This is a genomic window from Limnoraphis robusta CS-951, from assembly GCF_000972705.2.
Genome location: NZ_LATL02000058.1, coordinates 1 through 18,969, shown reverse-complemented (window position 1 = coordinate 18,969; position 18,969 = coordinate 1). Strand labels below are relative to the sequence as shown.

The window sequence follows — 18,969 nt, the reverse complement described above, 5'->3', positions numbered from 1 at the left end:
TCCTTTCAAAAATCAACCTGTTTTTACAACAACTCGCGGATATCTGTTACTTCGCCCTTGACTGCTGCGGCTACCACCATCGCCGGACTCATCAACAACGTCCGCCCCGTAGACGAACCCTGACGCCCTTTAAAATTACGATTAGAGGAAGACGCACTCATTTGATTTCCTTGCAGCTTATCGGGGTTCATCGCCAAACACATCGAACATCCCGCCTCACGCCATTCAAAACCCGCTTCTTGAAAAATTTGATCCAGTCCTTCGGCTTCGGCTTGTTTTTTAATCCGTTCAGAAGCCGGAACCACAAAGGCTTTCACCCCATTTGCCACATGACGTCCTTGGGCAAATTTCGCCGCTTCTCGCAAATCACTTAACCGTCCGTTGGTACAACTGCCAATAAAACAAACATCAACTTTTGTGCCTTTTATCGGGGTACCGGGGGAAAACTCCATATAACGGTAAGCTTCCTGGGCGACATCGCGATCGCTTATCTCAAAACTGTCTAAACTGGGGATAGTCTCATCGACAGCTATTCCCTGACCGGGTGTAATTCCCCAGGTTACTGTCGGGGAAATCTCCGCCGCATCAAACGTCACCACATCATCATAAACCGCATCCGCATCACTGTGGAGACTCTGCCACCAACTCACGGCTTTATCCCAATTTTCCCCAATGGGTGCAAAATCTCTCCCCTGGAGGTAGTCAAACGTTACCTGATCTGGGTTAACATAACCACACCGGGCGCCGCCTTCAATGGACATATTGCAGATGGTCATCCGTTCTTCCATCGACATCGCCGCTAGGGTACTCCCCGCAAATTCATAGGCGTAGCCCACACCGCCATTAACACCCAGTTTACGGATAATATGCAGAATCACATCTTTAGCATAAACACCGGGGTTTAACTCGCCATTGACTTCGATCCGACGAACTTTTAACTTAGACAGGGCTAAAGTTTGAGACGCCAACACATCCCGCACTTGGGAGGTGCCGATCCCAAACGCAATTGCCCCAAAAGCGCCATGAGTCGAGGTGTGTGAGTCCCCACAAGCGATCGTCATTCCCGGCTGTGTGAGGCCTTGTTCTGGGGCGATCGCATGAACAATTCCTTGATCACCCGAACCAATATTATAAAAGCGGATGCCGTAGTCTTTGCAGCTTTTTTCTAGGGCTTGCATCATCTCTTCGGCCAAGACATCCACAAAGGGACGGGCTTGGTTTTCAGTCGGAACGATATGATCGACAGTGGCGACGGTGCGATCGGGATATAGCACCTGTAAATTTCGTTCACGCAGCATGGCGAAAGCTTGAGGACTGGTAACTTCGTGGATCAGGTGCAAACCGATGAAGAGTTGAGTTTGACCTGAGGGTAAAGTTCCAACCCTATGCAAGTCCCAAACCTTATCAAATAGTGTTCCGTTGCTCATAATCAGATCAGCCTGTATTGCGGGTATTTCACCCTTTCTATCTTTGATTTATTGTACCTGATCAGCGTGGGGATTAAAAACCCGGTTTCTCAGAGAAACCCGGTTTTTGGGGTGTACTGGCGATCAACTAAATCCTAATTTCTCTTATCTTTATTTTAAGAACCAGAAGTTTTAATACCGTCACAGACACGTCGATCTTCCTGACTCAGATCAACATTAGAATTATTGAAATAGTCCTGTAACCAATTGCAACTATGCTTTAATAAACCATTGACTTCTAATCCTTCCAAGTTCCACAAAATTATCGTCTTATCATCGCCACCCGATGCCAAAGTCTTGTTATCGGGGCTAAAACTGAGACTACGCACCGCCCCAAGATGCCCCGGTAGAGTCGCCCGCCAAGTGCCATCAGGTTTCCAGAATTTAACCATTTTATCATCACTTGCCGAAGCGATCGTTGAACCATTTGGGCTAAAACGAATACTATTAACGGCGAGATTATGTCCCGTCCAAGAGTGAATTAAAGTGCCATCAGGTTTCCAAACTTTTATCACGCCATTGGCGCTCGCCGAAGTTAAAGTTTGACCATCGGGGTGAAAATCAACGTTATAAACTGAAGTGCTATGTTCAGAAAAATTATTAAGCAAAGTTCCATCAATTTTCCAGAGTTTAACCGTACCATCTATACTACTGGTGACAAAGATTTGCTCATCAGAATTCCAACTAATACCAGAAATTCCCGCATTATGCCCAGAAAGGGTATTGAGCAAAGTACCATCTTGACGCCAAAGTTTCACCGTAGTGTCATTACTACCCGAGACAATGATCTGACTATCGGGGCTAAAACTAACAGTATAAACTGAAGCTTTATGCCCAGAAAAAGTATTGAGCAAGGTGCCATCAACATTCCAAACTTTCACCGTATTGTCCCAACTTCCCGAAACAATTTTCTGACCATCGGAACTAAAATTAATCCCAAAAACGATATCTTGATGTCCAGAAAATGTGGTCAACAAACGACCATTCGGCTTCCAAAGTTGAGCTTTCTTATCAGGACTCGCAGAAACCAACGCCTCACCATTGGGACTAAAACTTAGACCCAAAATAATATCTGTTGGCCCGATTAAAGTTTGGCGTAGGCTAGTATTCCACTTCCACAGTTCAATAGAATGGTCAAGACGAGCAAAAGCCAAAGTTTGACCATCGGGACTAAAATTCACACTCCGTCCCGTCAGAGTTTTCAGCAATGTGCCATCCCGCTTCCAAATTTTTACCAGGTTGTCAGCGCTCGATGAGACAATCATCTGACTATCGGCGCTAAAATTAACCTTCAAAGCCTGTGCATTATGCTCAAAAGTTCCTATTAAAGTGCCATCAGGTTTCCAAAGCTTAACCGTTTTGTCAGCACTCGACGAGCCAATCATCTCACCATCCGGGCTAAAATTAACATTAATCACCAGCCCGTTATGTGCAGAAAAACTTTTCAGAAAAGTGCCATCTTTTTTCCACAGTTTAACTGTTCCATCCATACTTCCAGAAGCAATAGTCTGTCCGTCCTGGCTAAAACTAACGCTACTAATTGGCCCGTTATCCTCAATGGTTTTGAGCAAAATACCCTGTTTTTTCCACAGTTTAATGGTGCCGTCGTCGCTCGCAGAAGCAAGGGTCTGTCCGTCTGGGCTGAAAGTCACATGATTAACTATCGCCTGATGATCTGTTAGAGTATTAAGTAAAGTGCCATCTTTTTTCCACAGTTTAATCGTACCATCTCGACTTGCAGAAGCTAGAATTTGACCGTTTGGGCTGAAGTTATGGTTGACAATATCGTTAGTATGTCCGGTTAGAGTATGAAGTAAAGTTCCATCTTTTTTCCAGAGTTTAATGGTGTCATCTCCGCTCGCAGAAGCAATAATTTGACCATCCGGACTATAGTTAATATTATAAACTTCATTGGTATGTCCGATCAAGCGATTATTTTCTCGGATTTGATACATCACCGATTGTAGTGCAGTGATAACTTGTTTCTGAGTATTTGCATCGGCAAAAATTGCCCCTTTCATGGTTTTATAAGCTTTTAATGCTTCTATTAAAGCTTCTAATTCTTGTTCTGAATTAAACAGTTGTTCGGCAGATAAAGCTAAATTTCGACTTTGGGCTTGTTGGTTTTGATTCCATTGAAACAATCCAAATCCCGATAGGATAGCAAAGGCTGTAAGAATCAGGCTAATTTTCGTTCTACGGTTATTGCGCCAACGCCGGAGACTCCGTTGTAAAAATTCTGCTTCGACTTGATTAAACCAACTTTCATCGGATTGGAAATGTTCTTCTAATACTCTCAGATAAGGGTTGCTATCCCAGAGAAATTCTTCCTGTTTTTCTCGAAAGCGTGTTTGCAAGTTTGATGTAGTTTTCCAGATTTTATTTAAAGTTGTATAAACGTTGTCAAATAATCCTTCTATCACGAGAAAACTGCAATCTAAAACCAGAATTATCGGTTCAACTTTCTCTTGAAAACTGAGGGGTTGCTCCTTAGTTTTCCACTCGAAAGCCGCAGGAGTTAACCGTCGTTGCAAGATTAAATCTTCCTGAGATTCTCGCTCCCAAACAATGAGTTTTTGCCACCCCCGCACTAAAACATCATGGGCGGGTTCAACATAACTTTTACCGTCGGTATCTCGTCCTTTTACGAGTAAACGTGCAGCACAAAATCCTTCAATTGCTGTTTTAATTCGTTGATTTTCGGGTTCTGGATAGACCAATTCTTCCTCTAAAACCCGCCGACGCGCTAACTCACCTCCCCCAACCGCAATCATTCTTAGCATCATATGACGGATGGTTTTTTTGTAAGCCGGATCGCGTTTAACTAACCCTTCATATTCCCAGTCCGCTCTTTGGGTCAGACTCCGTGAAACTCCGCCCAATTCTTCATAATCTTCTTGAGTAATGGCTCGGTTATTTCTTGTACCTTCTCTCACTTTTTGGATATAATTAAAATACAGTTCGCTGAGGGTAAAAGAGAGTAACGGTAGCGCTCCCGGCATCTGCACAACTTCATCGATTAATTGTTCAATAAAAGTAGAGGGTTCAAAATACATTACCTTCGTTGTCGCAGGTTCAACGATAACTTGACGTAATTCTTCTCGCGTCATTGCTGGAACAATAAATCGCGCTTTTATCCAATATTGTTCTAAGGCTGTATCTCTAAATTGGGGTTCAAAATCAGAACGCAATGTAACAACAATTCGTAACCTATCTGAGAACATTTCTAATGCTTTCTCTAACCCCTTAAAAAATATTTTCTGTTCGCGATTATTCTGGCTGAGAGTCACAATTTCTTCAAATTGGTCAATCACTAATAGAAGTTTAGCGTCGGGAAATTCTTTTTTCCATTCGCTCAAATCACTTAACAATTTTCGCAACGTTTTTCTCTCATCTTTTTGGCGATCGCGACGTTTTTTTTGTTTGTTTCCCCGGCTGGAGACAACAGAATCATCGGGTTCTACATTAGGTAAATTCTCGCGATTTAGGGCATATTTTAAGGATTTAAAAGGAGATTCTCCCGGACGAATAGCGGGTAAGACAATCCAGTTTTGTTGAGTTTTTTTCAACTGAGGAATTAATCCCGCTTTGACTAAGCTTGATTTTCCCGTACCCGAGGCGCCCAATACAACCGTTAATGGACTTTCAATCACAAATTCAATCAATTTTTCCGTTAAAGCTTGCCGACCGAAGAATTTTTTGCTATCTCCTTCTTCAAAAGATTCTAAACCTTTGTAGGGATTATTTTTTTCATCGAGTTGGGGAGCAGAGGGTAATTGATTGACATCAAAACCGGGTATAATAAAGATATATTCGCCTTTATCATGGTGTCGAAGTTGGGCAAAACCCGGAGTTTGTTTGGCTGTTGTTTTTCCTAATTCTGATTGTAAATAAACATAGAGTTCTGTTGCGGTAATTACGCCATCTTTCATCAGATCGGCTTCTCCATTTAGACCTTTAAATAAAAGTTCTGCAAAGGGAGAATGATTAGAATTTTCGCTGCGCTGTCCAAACCGATAAAGAGAGTCAGCCGCTTTTTCATCGTGGGCTGCGGAAGTAATCACTTGTTGGGCGCAACCGGAGGTAAATCGAGTATAGCGCTCTCGATAAACTTTTTGCGATCGCACCGCTTCTCGATGGGTTGCAGCCCAACGAAAAGTCCCCGCAAAACAACAGTCTAAAATAATTAATGAATGGCGACAAGGAAGTTGAATTAAACTATCATGTAGTCGTTGCATCGAAAGCCAAGTCTCGCTATTATCTCGTTCCCCATTTTGAGGAATTAAAAAACCGACTGGTCCATCTGCATTGTCGAGTCCATCTAAAGCAATTCCATGTCCGGCAAAGTAGAATAAAATGCGATCATCGGGTTCAACTTGCGTTTTATTTCCCTTATAAAAAGGCAATACTTTTTCTGTGAAAGCTGTTAACAGATCTTCCAGTTTAGATAGGGTGGCATCTTTATCTAAGAGTGACAAAACTTGGTATTCGTATTTTTCTGTCAGGAGCTTGACAACTTGTTTAGTGTCATTTACTGCGGTTTGTAAGGGGGGAATGCCATTAATATATTGATTAATGCCAATCACTACTGCCAAACTACGTTTTATTTCTGACATTGTTGAATTCTCCAGACGAATTACATTTTTTACTTTCAGTCAAAATCCGGCAGAATATTGAACGAAAACCTACTTTTTAGTAACTTAAAACTGAACTATTTCGTTTAACTGACTTGTTGAGTTTTGATTGTTTGGTTGTTTCTCGGAAGAACGAAGCACAGCAATTAAGGCAATAATAGCTGCGATCAAAACTGCAATCCCAATTGCCCAAACAATTTTCTTATAATTGTTCTTTTGATTTTGATAATGACTCGTTGTTGGTTTTTGATTAAGTGCTGTTGCCAAAGCATCTAAGCCGGCTTGATGTGTAAAATAGCTCAGATGATCGCAAGCGATATCTGGTAATATTCTAGGTTGAGGTAAACGGTTTAAATTAACATTTTTGATGCTGGTTAGGGCAACAGCAATATCATTCGGTTGCTTAAAAAATACTAAGTCTAAAACTCTACCTTTCGTTTTTTCAAAAAGGTTACTCATTAACCGTTCTAAAAGACTTGATTGCTTGTTTGGTTGAACTTCTAGAGCTTTTGAAATAATCGAGAGATTACCCGATATAATAGTATAGGGAACGTGAGGGTCTGGGTTTTCTGCCAGTTCTTTTAATAAGGTAGAGTCGGGACACATTTGTTCTAACGAGCAATCATTTGCTTCTAAAAACTCCAATAAATAAGCAACAATTTTGGTCGGCCAAACAATTTCTGAAAGTTGATTTAATCCAAATCCAAGTGTTGCAAAAGCCCAGTCTTGAATGGTTGGCCAGGGAGAACCGTCATTCGGTGTCCCTAACATCACTAAATGCTGTACAACCTGATTTCCCCCTTCTCGTTCAATAAACCACCGAGAAACTAAACCTCCCATTGAATGAGCGACAATATCTAACCGCTTACCATGATTTTCTCCTAAACCAACTTCTTGTAATTTCTGCCCTAATAACCGAGCATTTTCTTCAATGGGAGTTTGAATATTCTCGTAATCAAAGGTCAAAATTAGGTCATAAAGTTCCCCTAGTGATCGTTTTTGTCCATCTACATTCACAACAGCCTTTCGGATACTCGGAACCATACTTTCCGTATCACCAATAATCCCGTGAATGTAGAGAACAATTTCTGTCGCTTCTGCAACTTTTGCTTTTACTGTTTCTAGATTTTTTTCGTATTTGACGTGACCTTCTTCATCTACCTCCGCTGCCGCTAAAATTGGATATTCATAAGGTCTTCCGAGTTTTTGATAGGCAAGTTTTTCAAAGAAAATTTTAATTGAACCGCCCAAGCTTCGACTGCTACCTGTGGGTTTAGGTAAGCGTTCTAGGGTAATTTCGGTGTTGCCATCTTCGGTTCGCTTTCCCCTTCCTAACGGCAAGAAAAACTCTCCATCATAGGCAAAAGGTAAAATATATTCATTCTCGGATAAGGGTTGATTGACCTGCAATTTTAGAGGATCTTTTGAGGTGACAACGGTATAATCTTCGACGTCACTTAACTCTAACGTGCTGAGTCCTGGGTCACTTCCTCGACTGTTTGTAAATTGAAAAGATTCAGTTAGACGAGATTGTTGTCGCAATATTGCAGGTAAAATTAAATTCCCTAAATCTCGACTTGCTTGCGGTATCGTGCTAAGATTTAATTTGGCTTTCAAACTAGGATGACCTTGTACTTCGACAACACCCTGTTGTAAGGTAGTGCTGCTATTTGCTTTAATCGGTTGAGCATCTTGAGGTCGCACAATTGTAATTGTAACTTCCTTCGTCATCCAATCATCATAACTTCCCTTCGCTCTGACGGCTTCCCGAGTATTAACTTGCACCATTAAGCTATTGAGAGTTCCTTGAAGACCTTCTGGAGAACGATTGAGTTTGGGGGGTTCTAGTCCATCTTGCCTTAATAAACTGGCATCAAATTCTGTGGTAGAAACAATCAGTTTGAGAATATCTTTATACTCCGTAATCCCTTGTTCAAAATAAGCATCTGGTACTTGAAAGACAATATCATCAAAACTTTTAATACTGAAGGAGGATTCCGCGTTGTTTTTAGGCAGTAAAATACTACTACATTCCTCGAAAAAAGGAGTATCTACAGAAAAGCTCTCCGAAAGATCGATAACATTACAATATAGATCTTTCTCACTTTTATTGGTGAGTTTAATTTGGATATTCGGGGCTTGCCACTCACCATTTTCGAGGGTGTACTCGACCCGTATTTCCGATGATGAAATGTTTCCTTCTCTGTGTCCTGGTGAAGATTCTTGTCGCCCAGAAAGAAGAATTATTTCTATTTCCACATCGTCGGTTTTAATGCTGCTTGTGGCGGGTGTGGAAAGGTTGAGAATGTTATTCCAACGGGCAATATGTTCTAACCGATAAATCACCTGTAAAGCAAATTTATCTGTGTATCCTTGCTGAGTGGTTCTTTCAGGAATTGGGGCAACTACAGGGCGGTTATTATCGGGTTGTACAATCCAATATTGACCGTTTCTGACTAACAAATGATAATCTGCATCTTTAGCTTCATTAACTTGCTGTACATACAAAGAAGGTTTGTTCCCCACTGCTGCGTTTGACAGGGCTTGTTGCGCTTTTTCTATGCCTAATGCTTCACTTTCATCGCCCTTAATGTAAATTTTTAAAGGAGGCAAAGGTAAACTTGTTACTACCGCACAATAGCTTTCTGTTTCTGATAATTGATCGAAACCATCAATAATTTCTACCTTGCTGCGTTGGGGTAATACCTGAGTCACTCGTGCTTCCCCTAAAGCTTCTGAAAGTTGGTGCATTTTTTCGGCACTGCTACCACAGGGGAAAAATACTAATCGAGTCTCTCCAGCATTTGAAGGTTTAGGAATCGCATGAAGAGAACCCCCATCAATCACCCAACTTTTTTCGTTTCTACTGTGAGTTAAAGTAAAGTAGTGAGGGCGTTCTTTAATCGCACCCCCCAAGAAAAGTTGATCTAATTCTTCTTGGTTAGTTGCTTCGATTTGCGGTGACTGTTCTTTGACTTTTCCCGTCACTAAAGCATTAAGATTTCTGGCTAAATCTCGATAGGTAATGCTGCCATTGGTTCTTTGTAGAGTTTGCAGGAGAAAGTGAGAAAAAGCTCCTCTGTATTCCCCCTCTTCCGTTCTGTATTCTTTCGCATTTTCGTAATCTCTACAGGCTGAAAATAGAATGTGTTTTCCTTTAGGTAAAACAACACCCGTTATCTTGGTCTGAGGTTTGTTTGAATCGCTTAATATTTCTCTCAGTGCGGGTTGATCTTCTGCAAAAATAAACGTATTTAATGGTCGTTTTCGACAGTCTACTGAACCCCGACGCAGGTTAGTTTCATCAGATAAACCTCTTGTTCCTGAACCTGAATGACAACAGTCAAGCATGATCACAATATGAGGTTCTTTTTGCGCCACTTTGGAAATGAGGTAGGCAAGTTCTTTATCTGCTAAATCATAGCCATCTTCTGTACGACTATCGTAGCAAATTAAAGTTTCATCTAAACGGTCTGCTTCTAGTTCCCAAAATTCTTCGGGTGATTGCTCCTGAGCGCCATGACCGCTATAATAAAAGAGAGCGATATCATTGCTCTGAGCTTGAGACAAATGTTCTTGAAATTCATCAATAATCGCCTGACGAGTTGCTTGTTCATCCTGAATAATTTTCAGATTGAGTTGATATCCTTCTTCCGGTTTTGCCACTCGTTCACTTAGATACTCAGCGAATGCTGTAATGTCGTTAACACAACCTTCCAACGAAGAAATTGAGTCGGGAGGATATTTATCAATTCCGACTAATAGTGCGTAGATATTACAAGTCATAGGTGTTTAGTTTCTCGAGGTAAAAAGGCAAAATTTTACGAGAGTTAGTCAGCTATTCTGAATCCGTTTTGAGCCGTGTTAATTCCGACGATTTCTTTCTAATGCTTGGAGTCAAAACTCCTTAAACACTAGAAGTATTTACCCTTGAATTAGGGTTTATTTATTCCTACAATGACGAAGAGTTGAGGGTAGTAAAATCTTGATTTATCTATTGATAACTTTGAAGCAATCTATAACTTTTTCTGCCACAACAAACACACACAATTTCTTGGAATATTATCTCAACCTGTAAAAGTATTCCAATCCCTCCACCCTGACGATGCGTGCCGGACTTTCAGACTCTCTAGGTTTACAAAGCCCGTCAGAAGTTTGATTTTATTTTTTGTAGACATAATAATTACACCCCAAAAGCTCTTTTTTCTGTTTACCAGTAAACCATAAATGAGCCTTACTTATCAATCCCAGTCTGAGGATTACTCATTATTTTATACACTTATTTACTTTTCTTTGCTAATTTTACGATTTCTTTAGCATCACGCCTCTTCTGTTTTGAGCGTTCCCGGTGTTGCCGTTTTGTTCAACTTTTGTTAAAATAGAGTTAGGCAAAGTAAAAAGCACCCCTTCTCTGAACGTAATGATTGGGTGCTAAGAGGTTGAAGTTTCATCACAAAAGGATCATATCACAATGACATCCCCATTGATCGCACCTGCCGTTCAAAAATCTTCGGGAGCTAGTGTTAACCATTCTTTAGAAACAGCACTAACTGCTGAAATTCAAGCTCTAGTTCCGACTCATATTCGAGTTGAACGCATTCAAACCGTTGGAGTTGGTCAAATTCCCCAAATCATTTATAAAACCCCAAAGGGACGCTGTGCAACCTTATTATCTAAAGCTCATTTTAGCAAAATTTGGCAATGTTGGCTAGACATTCGGCTGTTAAAATCAGGCAAAATTAAAGCTTGGGAAATCAAAGCTTCTGGTCTTCAGTTTACCACAAATCAGGGTAAATTTTGGTTGAGTTTTCCCGAAGCGACAGCCTTTTTATCCCGATATAATCGAGTCGCAATTGAACCCTTGTCTGTTAAGTTTAATGATCAAGGTGCCGTTGTTTGGAATCCCATCCATCAAACCCTTTCTCAAGTGAACAAAACCGGATGCAGTTGTGCAGATTCACGGTATCGCAACACAATTTGTAAACATCAAATCGCCGTTCAGGTGTGCAGAATAAAGCCTGTATAGTGCCGTGATTTCTTTCTTTGTGTCTTAGCGTCTTTGTAGTTTTTACAGAAGACTCAACACTAAGGCACAAACTCACGAAGATTGTCTTTCTTAGTGTCTTCGTGTCTTAGTGTTTTATTAATTTCAGGAAACATGAATTAATCCACCCGCATCCAACGTAATACTGATCCAATAGCCCGTTCAACAAAACTATCTGGCTTTTCTTGCATCAATTTTCGTTGGGCTTTATTACGTTCGAGTTCTAATTCTGCGATTAAACGTTCTCCTTTTTGTTGACGAATCAAATGCACTAAATAATCGTGGGCTAATTGATAGCGATCTTCCGGGATTTCGGGAAGCAGTAATACTAATCCATTTTCAATAAAGACTTCTAAAACCATGTCTATTTTTTCAGGAGATGCTGTATCTAAATCAGCGATAATTTCTGCACGAGTTTTTAGGGGACGAGTTTCATTTTCTTGAGTCAGCGAATATAAAACCAATAAAGCAATGCGTTCATTTTTATAGCCACAATCTGCTAAAGCTTGATCTAAGTATCGGGAAATTAGATTCAGTTGAGGATGATCAGAAAATTGTTGATATTGTTCTAAGGTTGTAATCCTATCAGTTTCAAGTTGTGAACCTGTTATTTGTAACTCAATCGGACGAACTTCCCCTAAGCGAGTTCCTAAATCTTGTACCCATTGATTAACCAAATCTTCATCAAACTGAGCGGGGTTTTGCTGGGTTTGATGTTTAATAAAAGCTTTGGCTTGTGCAGTTGAAAAGTTTCTCAACTCATAAATCACCTGTTTAGAAAGAACTTCATAACCAATCACGGCTTCTAAACAAGTGGTGCGATCGCATTCTAGCAAATAATGCAAGAAATCGGTTCGCATTGAGAGAATAACACTAATCGATTTCAACGTTAAACAATCTCGCAAAAATTGATAAAAAGGTAAACGTTGACTGGGTTCTGTACACACTTGAAAAAATTCTTCAAATTGATCAAAAATTAAAACCGTCGATAAATGATTTTCACTGTTTTTTATTAAGCGATTTAAAACGGTTTCTAAGTTCCAAGTATCAGGATTCGGTTCGCGTAGCCAATCCGTATAAATTCTTAACGTAATCGGCGTAGAAACCTGGGGATTCGTCACTTGTTTTTGCAGTAAACAGGGAACTATTCCGGCATTAATTAAAGAACTTTTTCCGACACCGGATTCTCCATGCAGAACGATTAATTTGTGATCCTCACTCTCAATTCGTTCGACTAATTCATTAATCTCATTTAATCGACCTGAAGAAATCATCTCCGCAGCAACTTGTCCTCCAAATTCTGGAGATTTAAACTGTGGTTTTAAGGGCTGTAATCCCACAAATGAACGCAGTCCAAATTGATATTCAACTTTTAGTTTTTCTTCTTTAATATGAGCCGCATTTCCGTAATAATCCTGTTCAAAATAGAGTTGATGTAGAGCTTTTAAAATTTGTATATAAGTTCGATTTTCTTGCTGAGGATCTGTTTTTTTTAGGGCTTCTTCTAAGCGACTAACTGTAGCTTGCCAAACAGTGAATTCATGTTTAGATTCTGCCAACAACAATAAATAGGGATTTTCATCAGATAACGTATGTAGCGGATCGCGTAAAGATTGATTTTGAATTTCTAACGCTAATTCTGCCAGTTGATTGGCGTGTGACCATTGAGATTGGTGCATCGCCGCCTCTGCTAAAAAGCCATAATCTTGAGCAATATCATGGTGTGAACCGTAAGAAATATGTAAATCTAAGGCTTTTTGAGCAACCGTTTGTAACTCTTGCCAGGCTTGCAATTGTTGTAAAACGTTACAGAATTTAGGAATAAATTTAGCCACTAAATCACGACGTTCTGCGAGTTCTAAAATATCTAAACTGCGTTGTAAATAGGTTTTGGCTTGTTGCCAGTGAAGCTGTTGATTCGACTCAGAATCCAGTTGCCCTCGCCGATCATAGCTCAATCCCATATGAAATAAAATAACCCCCAACCGTTCTAAAGAGTTGAAGGGAGGAACAAGCTCTGGGTCAGCGAACAAGTTCTCCGCAAAATTAGTCAGAGCAGCAGGCCAAAATTCTAAACTGTGCTGATAGTGAGCCAGAGCCGAGTCAATCTGATCGTTGGCGTAGTCTTCCCGACCCAGCAGAAAATCCAAACCCGCAGCGAGTGATGATGTGAGTTCTTGTTGTTGAGTTTGCACCTGTTGAATAATCGCCCTCAGTTGCGTGTGAGACTCACCCAAAATACTCGCATTGGACTCGAATAAATCGCTCTGGGGATTGAGAACATGGGCAAAGATTCGGTCGCTACAATCATTGAGAAAACCAATCACATCGGCGCGGTTGGATTCTGCACCACTTTCTGGTAAATGACTATCGCTCATAGGGTTTATTGGCTGAGAGAATACTTCCCAAATTAACACGCCAATCGAGAGATTGTCACCCTATAGAAACGCTTACTTCGGAGAAACTTCAGGCTGTCGTTCAAGAGCCAGTTGAATTAACTGATTGACTAACTCAGAAAAAGAAATTCCACTCGATGCCCAAAGTTGAGGATACATACTGGTCGCGGTGAAACCAGGAAGGGTATTAATTTCGTTAATCAGAACCTCGCCTGTTTTCTCCACATAAAAGAAATCAACTCGGGCTAAACCTGCTGCATCCAGCGCTAAAAAGGCTTGAACAGCCATTTCTTTGATTTTATTAGCAATATTATCACTCACCTGGGCTGGAATGAACCAAGCCGCTTTTCCTTCGGTGTATTTGGTTTCATAGTCATAGAAATCACTCTGATAAGTAATCTCTCCGACCACAGAAGCTTGGGGTTGATCATTGCCTAAAACCGCACATTCAAGTTCTCGGGCTTCTACTCCTGCTTCTATAATAATCCGCCGATCATAACTGGCTGCATTATCGAGAGCGGTTACTAATTCTGCACGCGATCGCACTTTAGAAATACCCACTGATGAGCCTAAATTAGCAGGCTTCACAAAACAAGGATATCCGAGTTCTGCTTCTAATTCATCACATAATTTTGGAAAGATACAAGGATTTGACCAAATTTGCGATCGCTTTACCGTTTTATATTTAACTTGTGACAATCCCGCCTGAGAAAAGATCATTTTCATAGCGATTTTATCCATGCCAATGGCTGAACCCAAAACACCCGATCCGACAAACGGAACTTGCATTAAAGTTAGCAATCCTTGAATTGTACCATCTTCTCCGTTCGGGCCGTGTAAAATCGGAAACCAAACATCAATTTCCTCAAAATTTGTCGCTTCAGGAAGCAGCGAGGGACTGGGAACTAAATCTGTTGATGTTGTTTTCTCATCTGTTAGATAAAGCGGTTCACCCGAGGCGAGAACTTGTTGAGCAATTTCACCTTTTTGCCAAACACCATCTTTGCCAATATATACGGGTAGCAGTTCATATTTACTGGCATTTTGATCGCTCCTTAAGGCTGTTGCGATCGCTTGTGCGGAACGAATGCTGACTTCATGTTCGCCCGAACGTCCACCAAACAACAGTCCTACCCGAATTTTACTCATATGACTTCCTACACTAAGACATTTTGAATACTATATCAGCTCTTTGTCACCCCTTTTCCGGAATTTTGTGAATGAGTCGGGTGCATCAAATTCCACTTTTCTTTCTTCTCCCCTCCAAAGCTTAACTGTTTGATGCGCCCTACAGTTTTTGTTGTTGACAGGTTTCCACCCGCTCAAATAACAAGTATAACGGCCAACGACAGCCGGAGAATTTTTGAGCGGCGTTTGTACAGGTGGGAAACTGACCTTTCGGTGCATTTTGATCAAAGGTTAAATCAGAATAGCTTAACCAATTTCCATTTTTTCGCCAACCAATTGAGTCCCCAAATTGATCATAGGTTGACTTTTCAAATTTGCCCAGAGGATTTCCCGTTTCTTGGTAAATTTCTTTTTGAATACTAAAGCCAAATTTTCCGTCTGAATATTGACTCCAAAGTTGAGCAAGTTGACGCAAATCGGCACAAGAGAAACTAGCGATCGCATTGGCATCTATCCATCCTTCTTGCTCTCGGTTCGCCACTTTTAGCATTATTTTTTCGGTTTCTTTATCCGCTTCTTTCCAGTTTCCTTGAGCTAATAAGTTCTCTAATTGAGTATAATCAGCCTGGAGAGGTGTATTTTCTAACCTTGGCAAATCAGTTACTATTTCTGGTTGTTCTAGTGAGGGTTTGTTGATTGCCCAGTAATAACCTATTGTCGGTATTCCCACTCCGATTAATACCAGTGCTGCTATTCCCCAAATAAATTTTTTCCGAGAATAATTTGACGATACATTAGGAGAAACAGGTATTGTTACAGAAGCAACAGAGGGGGAAGAAGCGGTCATATTCGCAGTAGACGCTGTTAACAAAGGCGTGAGTTTAGCTAAGGCTTCAGACGCATTAGAATAGCGCTCGCTTAACTGTTCCTGCACCATTTTATTGATAACTTTCGCGAGTTCATCACTAACCGTTGCGTGCTTTCTCCACAGAATTTCATCGGTTTTTTGATCATAAGGAAATTGAGCGGGTTTTAAACCTGTTAAAGCTTGAATTCCGATAATTCCAACAGCATAAATATCACTCGCAAGCTTGGGTCTTCCTTTGGCTTGTTCACTCGGCATATATCCCGGTGAACCAATACCAACGGTGAGGTGTGTTTGTCCTTCGGGGTTAACAGCTAATCCTTGAATTTCTTTAACGGCACCAAAGTCTATTAAGACAATTTTACCATTAGATTGTCTCATAATATTGGTAGGTTTTAGATCTCGATGGATGACGTTTTCTTGATGAACAATGGCTAAAACTTCTAAGATTTCCGTTAAGAGTTTAACGGTTTTATCCTGACTCAAAGGCTGTCCGGGTTTGAGTTCGTGACTGAGATCTTTTCCGTCAATAAATTCTTGAACTAAATAAAATTCTCCGTTCTCGTTAAAATGAGCATAAAGACGAGGAATTTGAGAATGTTCTCCCAAACGATGTAAGAGTTGTGCTTCTTGTTCAAATAATCGTTGAGCTACTAAAAGAACGTGGGGACTTGTATCTTTTGGAGATAAATGTTTAACCACACATTGCGGTTGACCCGGTAAAGCCAAATCAACCGCTAAATAAGTATCTCCAAATCCTCCGGTTCCAATTTTTTGGATGACTTGATAGCGACTTAATAGGGTTCGATCAATGAGTGTCATATCTTTTTGTTTTTATCATCCATTTTTCACAAATTTTATTGATAAACTCTTTCTAAAAAAGTTCTATTTTTGAAACTTTTATCTCCCATTCATTGAAAAATAATTAGTTCAATTTCGAGATAGTGGGAGGGGTAATTCCCTGCGAATTTTGCTCGGAATTCTCAGCCAAAACAAAATCCCCGACTTTTTCCGGCCCAGCTTGTTGGATTGCCAATAATAAATTAGCGGTTTGATCAATTAATTTTTCAACATTAATATTAAAGTAATCTGGCTTAAAATAGTTTAATCGACTCATTCCTTCACCCATAGAAGTGACTGCACCTCGCCAGTTCTGATTACTCAAATGATAGAGTCCTACAGCAATTTGTAAGATGCCTTGATAGAACTTTTTGGTCGGTTCCATCGCTTCCATCCACAACGCTTCTAAGGTATCGTGACAAGCATAATATTCTTGTTGGTTGAACTCTTCAATCCCCTGCCAAAATTCTGACGGAATTTCTTCAGACATAATCTTTGTAATGTTAAGTTAAAATGGCGTAGCCCCAGTTAGAACTAGGGCTGACTTTTTCAAACAATCATCTAATCTCTCAACAGTCAAAATGAGGCTGATTCTCTGATGGTTTTATATCATAGTTTTACGAGTAGATTCGAGATCTTCGTCGCTAATATCTTGCTTTTCTCCCGCAAAATCATTATCGGGAGTTAGGAACAACATACAGTGACATTCTTTCCGCTCCCGCATTGGAACACAAGGACAGTTCCAAAAGGTATTTTTGACTTCAGCTTCTTTATCTTCATAGTGGCGACAAGGACAAAGCGGCGCCCCTAACTCATCTTTATGTTTGGCGAGTCCTTCGATCACCACTGCTGTTACTGAAGGATCAACACAAAAGTAGGTATTTGTATTCTTAGCATACTTTTCAGCGAATTTTTTCATCGCTTTCAGGCTGGTTTCAGTTGATAAATTTTTGTTGGTCTCAGTCGTCATGGTATTGTGATCTTCAGATTTCAAACAGTTTGTTAGATTGTAACGCACGATGGCAACATTATAGTCACTCCGGCAGCAGTTATCAGTCAACAGTCAGCCTTGGGGCGGGTTCTGAACAAATGTATGTTTCTGACAAATAACGGTAAATATTCCCGCCCACAACAGTTGACTGAACTTCTGTAACTTCTTCAAGGATTTTTACATTTTATTTCAAAGACGACTGAAGTTGTAATTGTAGCGGTTGATCGCGATTAATTTGTAAACCGAGTTGAGGAAATTGCGAGAGATTTTTAGCACCAATATCCGCTTGTTCTGACCACAAAACCCAACGACTACCCGAAGCCAGAGAAAAAATACTCGGTGAATTTTGAGTCAGCCAAATGACCGGAATATTTGGGAAGTTTTCGACAATTGCTTCTTCAGAAGCGTTAACTGCTGCTAAAGTCGATAAGACCACTCGATTTCCGCGAACTAAACCCGTTTGTGCTGTCCATAATTGTACATTCAGTTGCGATCGCGAAGCATAAAAATAAAGAGAAGCCGCAGCGATCACCGCCTGTTCAAAATTATCACTTTGCCACGAACTCCCACTATCAAGACAAATGACAATTTCTTGACCCCCGGTTGCCACTTCTAACTCGCGGACTCGCAGTTGATTATAACGCGCACTCGATCGCCAATGAATTAAACGAGTTGGATCACCATAACGGTAGGGTCTAAGGGTACGAGTAACACCTTCAGTCGCCATGTTATATTGACTGCGATCAAGCACTTGTTGATTTTGCTCCCATCCCATTTGATCAACCAGTGGACAAGTTGTCAAGGGTAAAACCGTCGGATAGACAATTGCAGTGGCTTTCGCCTCACGGGATCGACGACACCAAAACAAACCCAGAGGAGTAGCTGTCCTAAGCTGTACCTGCTCCCAATGATAAACGCCTCGCCGTTGAGTGGGGAGATAATACACCCAATGATAAGCACTGCGGGGAGCGAGGGTTTCTATGGCGGTTGCAGATTTCCCGAAAATCGAGGGAAGTTGATCGTATACTTGTAATAGGGTTTTGGGTTGATCAGAGCGATTGTCAATTTCCAGTTCGATCGTCAGTTGATTGCCCACGCTCACGGGTTCAATGGGACGACGGTGAACTTCTAGAGGTTTGAGCGATCGCACAGGTAACACAGCCGCAATCGCCAATAAAGCAAAGCTAGTCCCACTGATCACATACAACCAACCCGCCATTGTATTCGTTGCAGCTCCGAAGAAAAACAGCGATAGAAAAGTGAGTAATCCTCCAGCATAAGCGGGTGCAATCCAGCGCCTTTCCAGCCAATTGCCGATCTTTTGATGAATTTTCATAGAAAATACCGTTTGTTTGTGATCTCGTTTGGCGAGACAGAATATTTGTAATTTTATCGGCTGATCAGTTCTCTGTTATGTTGACATCCTCTCCGCCGTAAACGACGGAGATTCCAAACATCACTGTTTGGGTTTCCTCTTTCTATGAGTTGACTTACTCAACTGGGTTTCCCCACTTAAGCAGAGATCAGTCTCTCGGGAGGCGTTGATTTCCGTCTGCCCGACGGTATTTTCAAAACAGATATTAAGCGGAAAAACGGATTAAGCTA

At 40.8% G+C, this 18,969-nt stretch carries 10 protein-coding genes; 1 reads left to right on the top strand and 9 read right to left on the bottom strand.

What is annotated here, in order from left to right:
- Nucleotides 1-23 precede the first annotated feature (23 nt).
- The 3 genes from leuC to WN50_RS04790 all read right to left on the bottom strand — a co-directional run bounded on the left by leuC (nucleotide 24) and on the right by WN50_RS04790 (nucleotide 9,886).
- A complete protein-coding gene (leuC, locus tag WN50_RS04800; RefSeq protein ID WP_046276438.1) occupies nucleotides 24-1,427 on the bottom strand; it encodes a 3-isopropylmalate dehydratase large subunit in 1,404 nt (467 codons plus the stop codon).
- 155 nt (nucleotides 1,428-1,582) lie between these two features.
- A complete protein-coding gene (locus WN50_RS30770; RefSeq protein ID WP_046276439.1) occupies nucleotides 1,583-6,082 on the bottom strand; it encodes an nSTAND1 domain-containing NTPase in 4,500 nt (1,499 codons plus the stop codon).
- A gap of 84 nt (nucleotides 6,083-6,166) precedes the next feature.
- On the bottom strand, nucleotides 6,167-9,886 hold the full coding sequence (locus WN50_RS04790; RefSeq protein ID WP_046276440.1) for a caspase family protein: 3,720 nt from the start codon (nucleotides 9,884-9,886) through the stop codon (nucleotides 6,167-6,169).
- A 685-nt stretch (nucleotides 9,887-10,571) separates the two neighbouring features.
- Here WN50_RS04790 and WN50_RS04785 point away from each other — a divergent pair.
- Nucleotides 10,572-11,126 (top strand): hypothetical protein, encoded by a 555-nt coding sequence (locus WN50_RS04785; protein ID WP_046276441.1) that lies wholly within the window; start codon nucleotides 10,572-10,574, stop codon nucleotides 11,124-11,126.
- A 137-nt stretch (nucleotides 11,127-11,263) separates the two neighbouring features.
- Here WN50_RS04785 and WN50_RS04780 read toward each other — a convergent pair whose 3' ends face one another.
- The 6 genes from WN50_RS04780 to WN50_RS04755 form a co-directional block, all read right to left on the bottom strand.
- Entirely contained in the window at nucleotides 11,264-13,522 is a 2,259-nt protein-coding gene (locus tag WN50_RS04780) for an nSTAND1 domain-containing NTPase (protein ID WP_049558146.1), read from the bottom strand.
- Between the two features lie 72 nt (nucleotides 13,523-13,594).
- Nucleotides 13,595-14,689 (bottom strand): D-alanine--D-alanine ligase family protein, encoded by a 1,095-nt coding sequence (locus WN50_RS04775; RefSeq protein ID WP_046276442.1) that lies wholly within the window; start codon nucleotides 14,687-14,689, stop codon nucleotides 13,595-13,597.
- A gap of 139 nt (nucleotides 14,690-14,828) precedes the next feature.
- A complete protein-coding gene (locus WN50_RS34550) occupies nucleotides 14,829-16,355 on the bottom strand; it encodes a serine/threonine-protein kinase (RefSeq protein ID WP_053221433.1) in 1,527 nt (508 codons plus the stop codon).
- A gap of 103 nt (nucleotides 16,356-16,458) precedes the next feature.
- Nucleotides 16,459-16,863 (bottom strand): DUF309 domain-containing protein, encoded by a 405-nt coding sequence (locus WN50_RS04765; protein ID WP_046276443.1) that lies wholly within the window; start codon nucleotides 16,861-16,863, stop codon nucleotides 16,459-16,461.
- Between the two features lie 114 nt (nucleotides 16,864-16,977).
- Nucleotides 16,978-17,343 (bottom strand): ferredoxin-thioredoxin reductase catalytic domain-containing protein, encoded by a 366-nt coding sequence (locus WN50_RS04760; protein ID WP_046276444.1) that lies wholly within the window; start codon nucleotides 17,341-17,343, stop codon nucleotides 16,978-16,980.
- 205 nt (nucleotides 17,344-17,548) lie between these two features.
- Nucleotides 17,549-18,700, bottom strand: a complete 1,152-nt coding sequence (locus WN50_RS04755) for a DUF58 domain-containing protein (RefSeq protein ID WP_046276445.1) — start codon at nucleotides 18,698-18,700, stop codon at nucleotides 17,549-17,551.
- Nucleotides 18,701-18,969: the final 269 nt, after the last annotated feature.

What these genes read in the sequence shown, in the direction of transcription:
- WN50_RS04755 (WP_046276445.1), bottom strand. Translation starts at nt 18,700, where the DNA reads ATGAAAATTCATCAAAAGATCGGCAATTGGCTGGAAAGGCGCTGGATT.
- WN50_RS04760 (WP_046276444.1), bottom strand. Translation starts at nt 17,343, where the DNA reads ATGACGACTGAGACCAACAAAAATTTATCAACTGAAACCAGCCTGAAA.
- WN50_RS30770 (WP_046276439.1), bottom strand. Translation starts at nt 6,082, where the DNA reads ATGTCAGAAATAAAACGTAGTTTGGCAGTAGTGATTGGCATTAATCAA.
- WN50_RS04765 (WP_046276443.1), bottom strand. Translation starts at nt 16,863, where the DNA reads ATGTCTGAAGAAATTCCGTCAGAATTTTGGCAGGGGATTGAAGAGTTC.
- leuC (WP_046276438.1), bottom strand. Translation starts at nt 1,427, where the DNA reads ATGAGCAACGGAACACTATTTGATAAGGTTTGGGACTTGCATAGGGTT.
- WN50_RS04775 (WP_046276442.1), bottom strand. Translation starts at nt 14,689, where the DNA reads ATGAGTAAAATTCGGGTAGGACTGTTGTTTGGTGGACGTTCGGGCGAA.
- WN50_RS04785 (WP_046276441.1), top strand. Translation starts at nt 10,572, where the DNA reads ATGACATCCCCATTGATCGCACCTGCCGTTCAAAAATCTTCGGGAGCT.
- WN50_RS04790 (WP_046276440.1), bottom strand. Translation starts at nt 9,886, where the DNA reads ATGACTTGTAATATCTACGCACTATTAGTCGGAATTGATAAATATCCT.
- WN50_RS04780 (WP_049558146.1), bottom strand. Translation starts at nt 13,522, where the DNA reads ATGAGCGATAGTCATTTACCAGAAAGTGGTGCAGAATCCAACCGCGCC.
- WN50_RS34550 (WP_053221433.1), bottom strand. Translation starts at nt 16,355, where the DNA reads ATGACACTCATTGATCGAACCCTATTAAGTCGCTATCAAGTCATCCAA.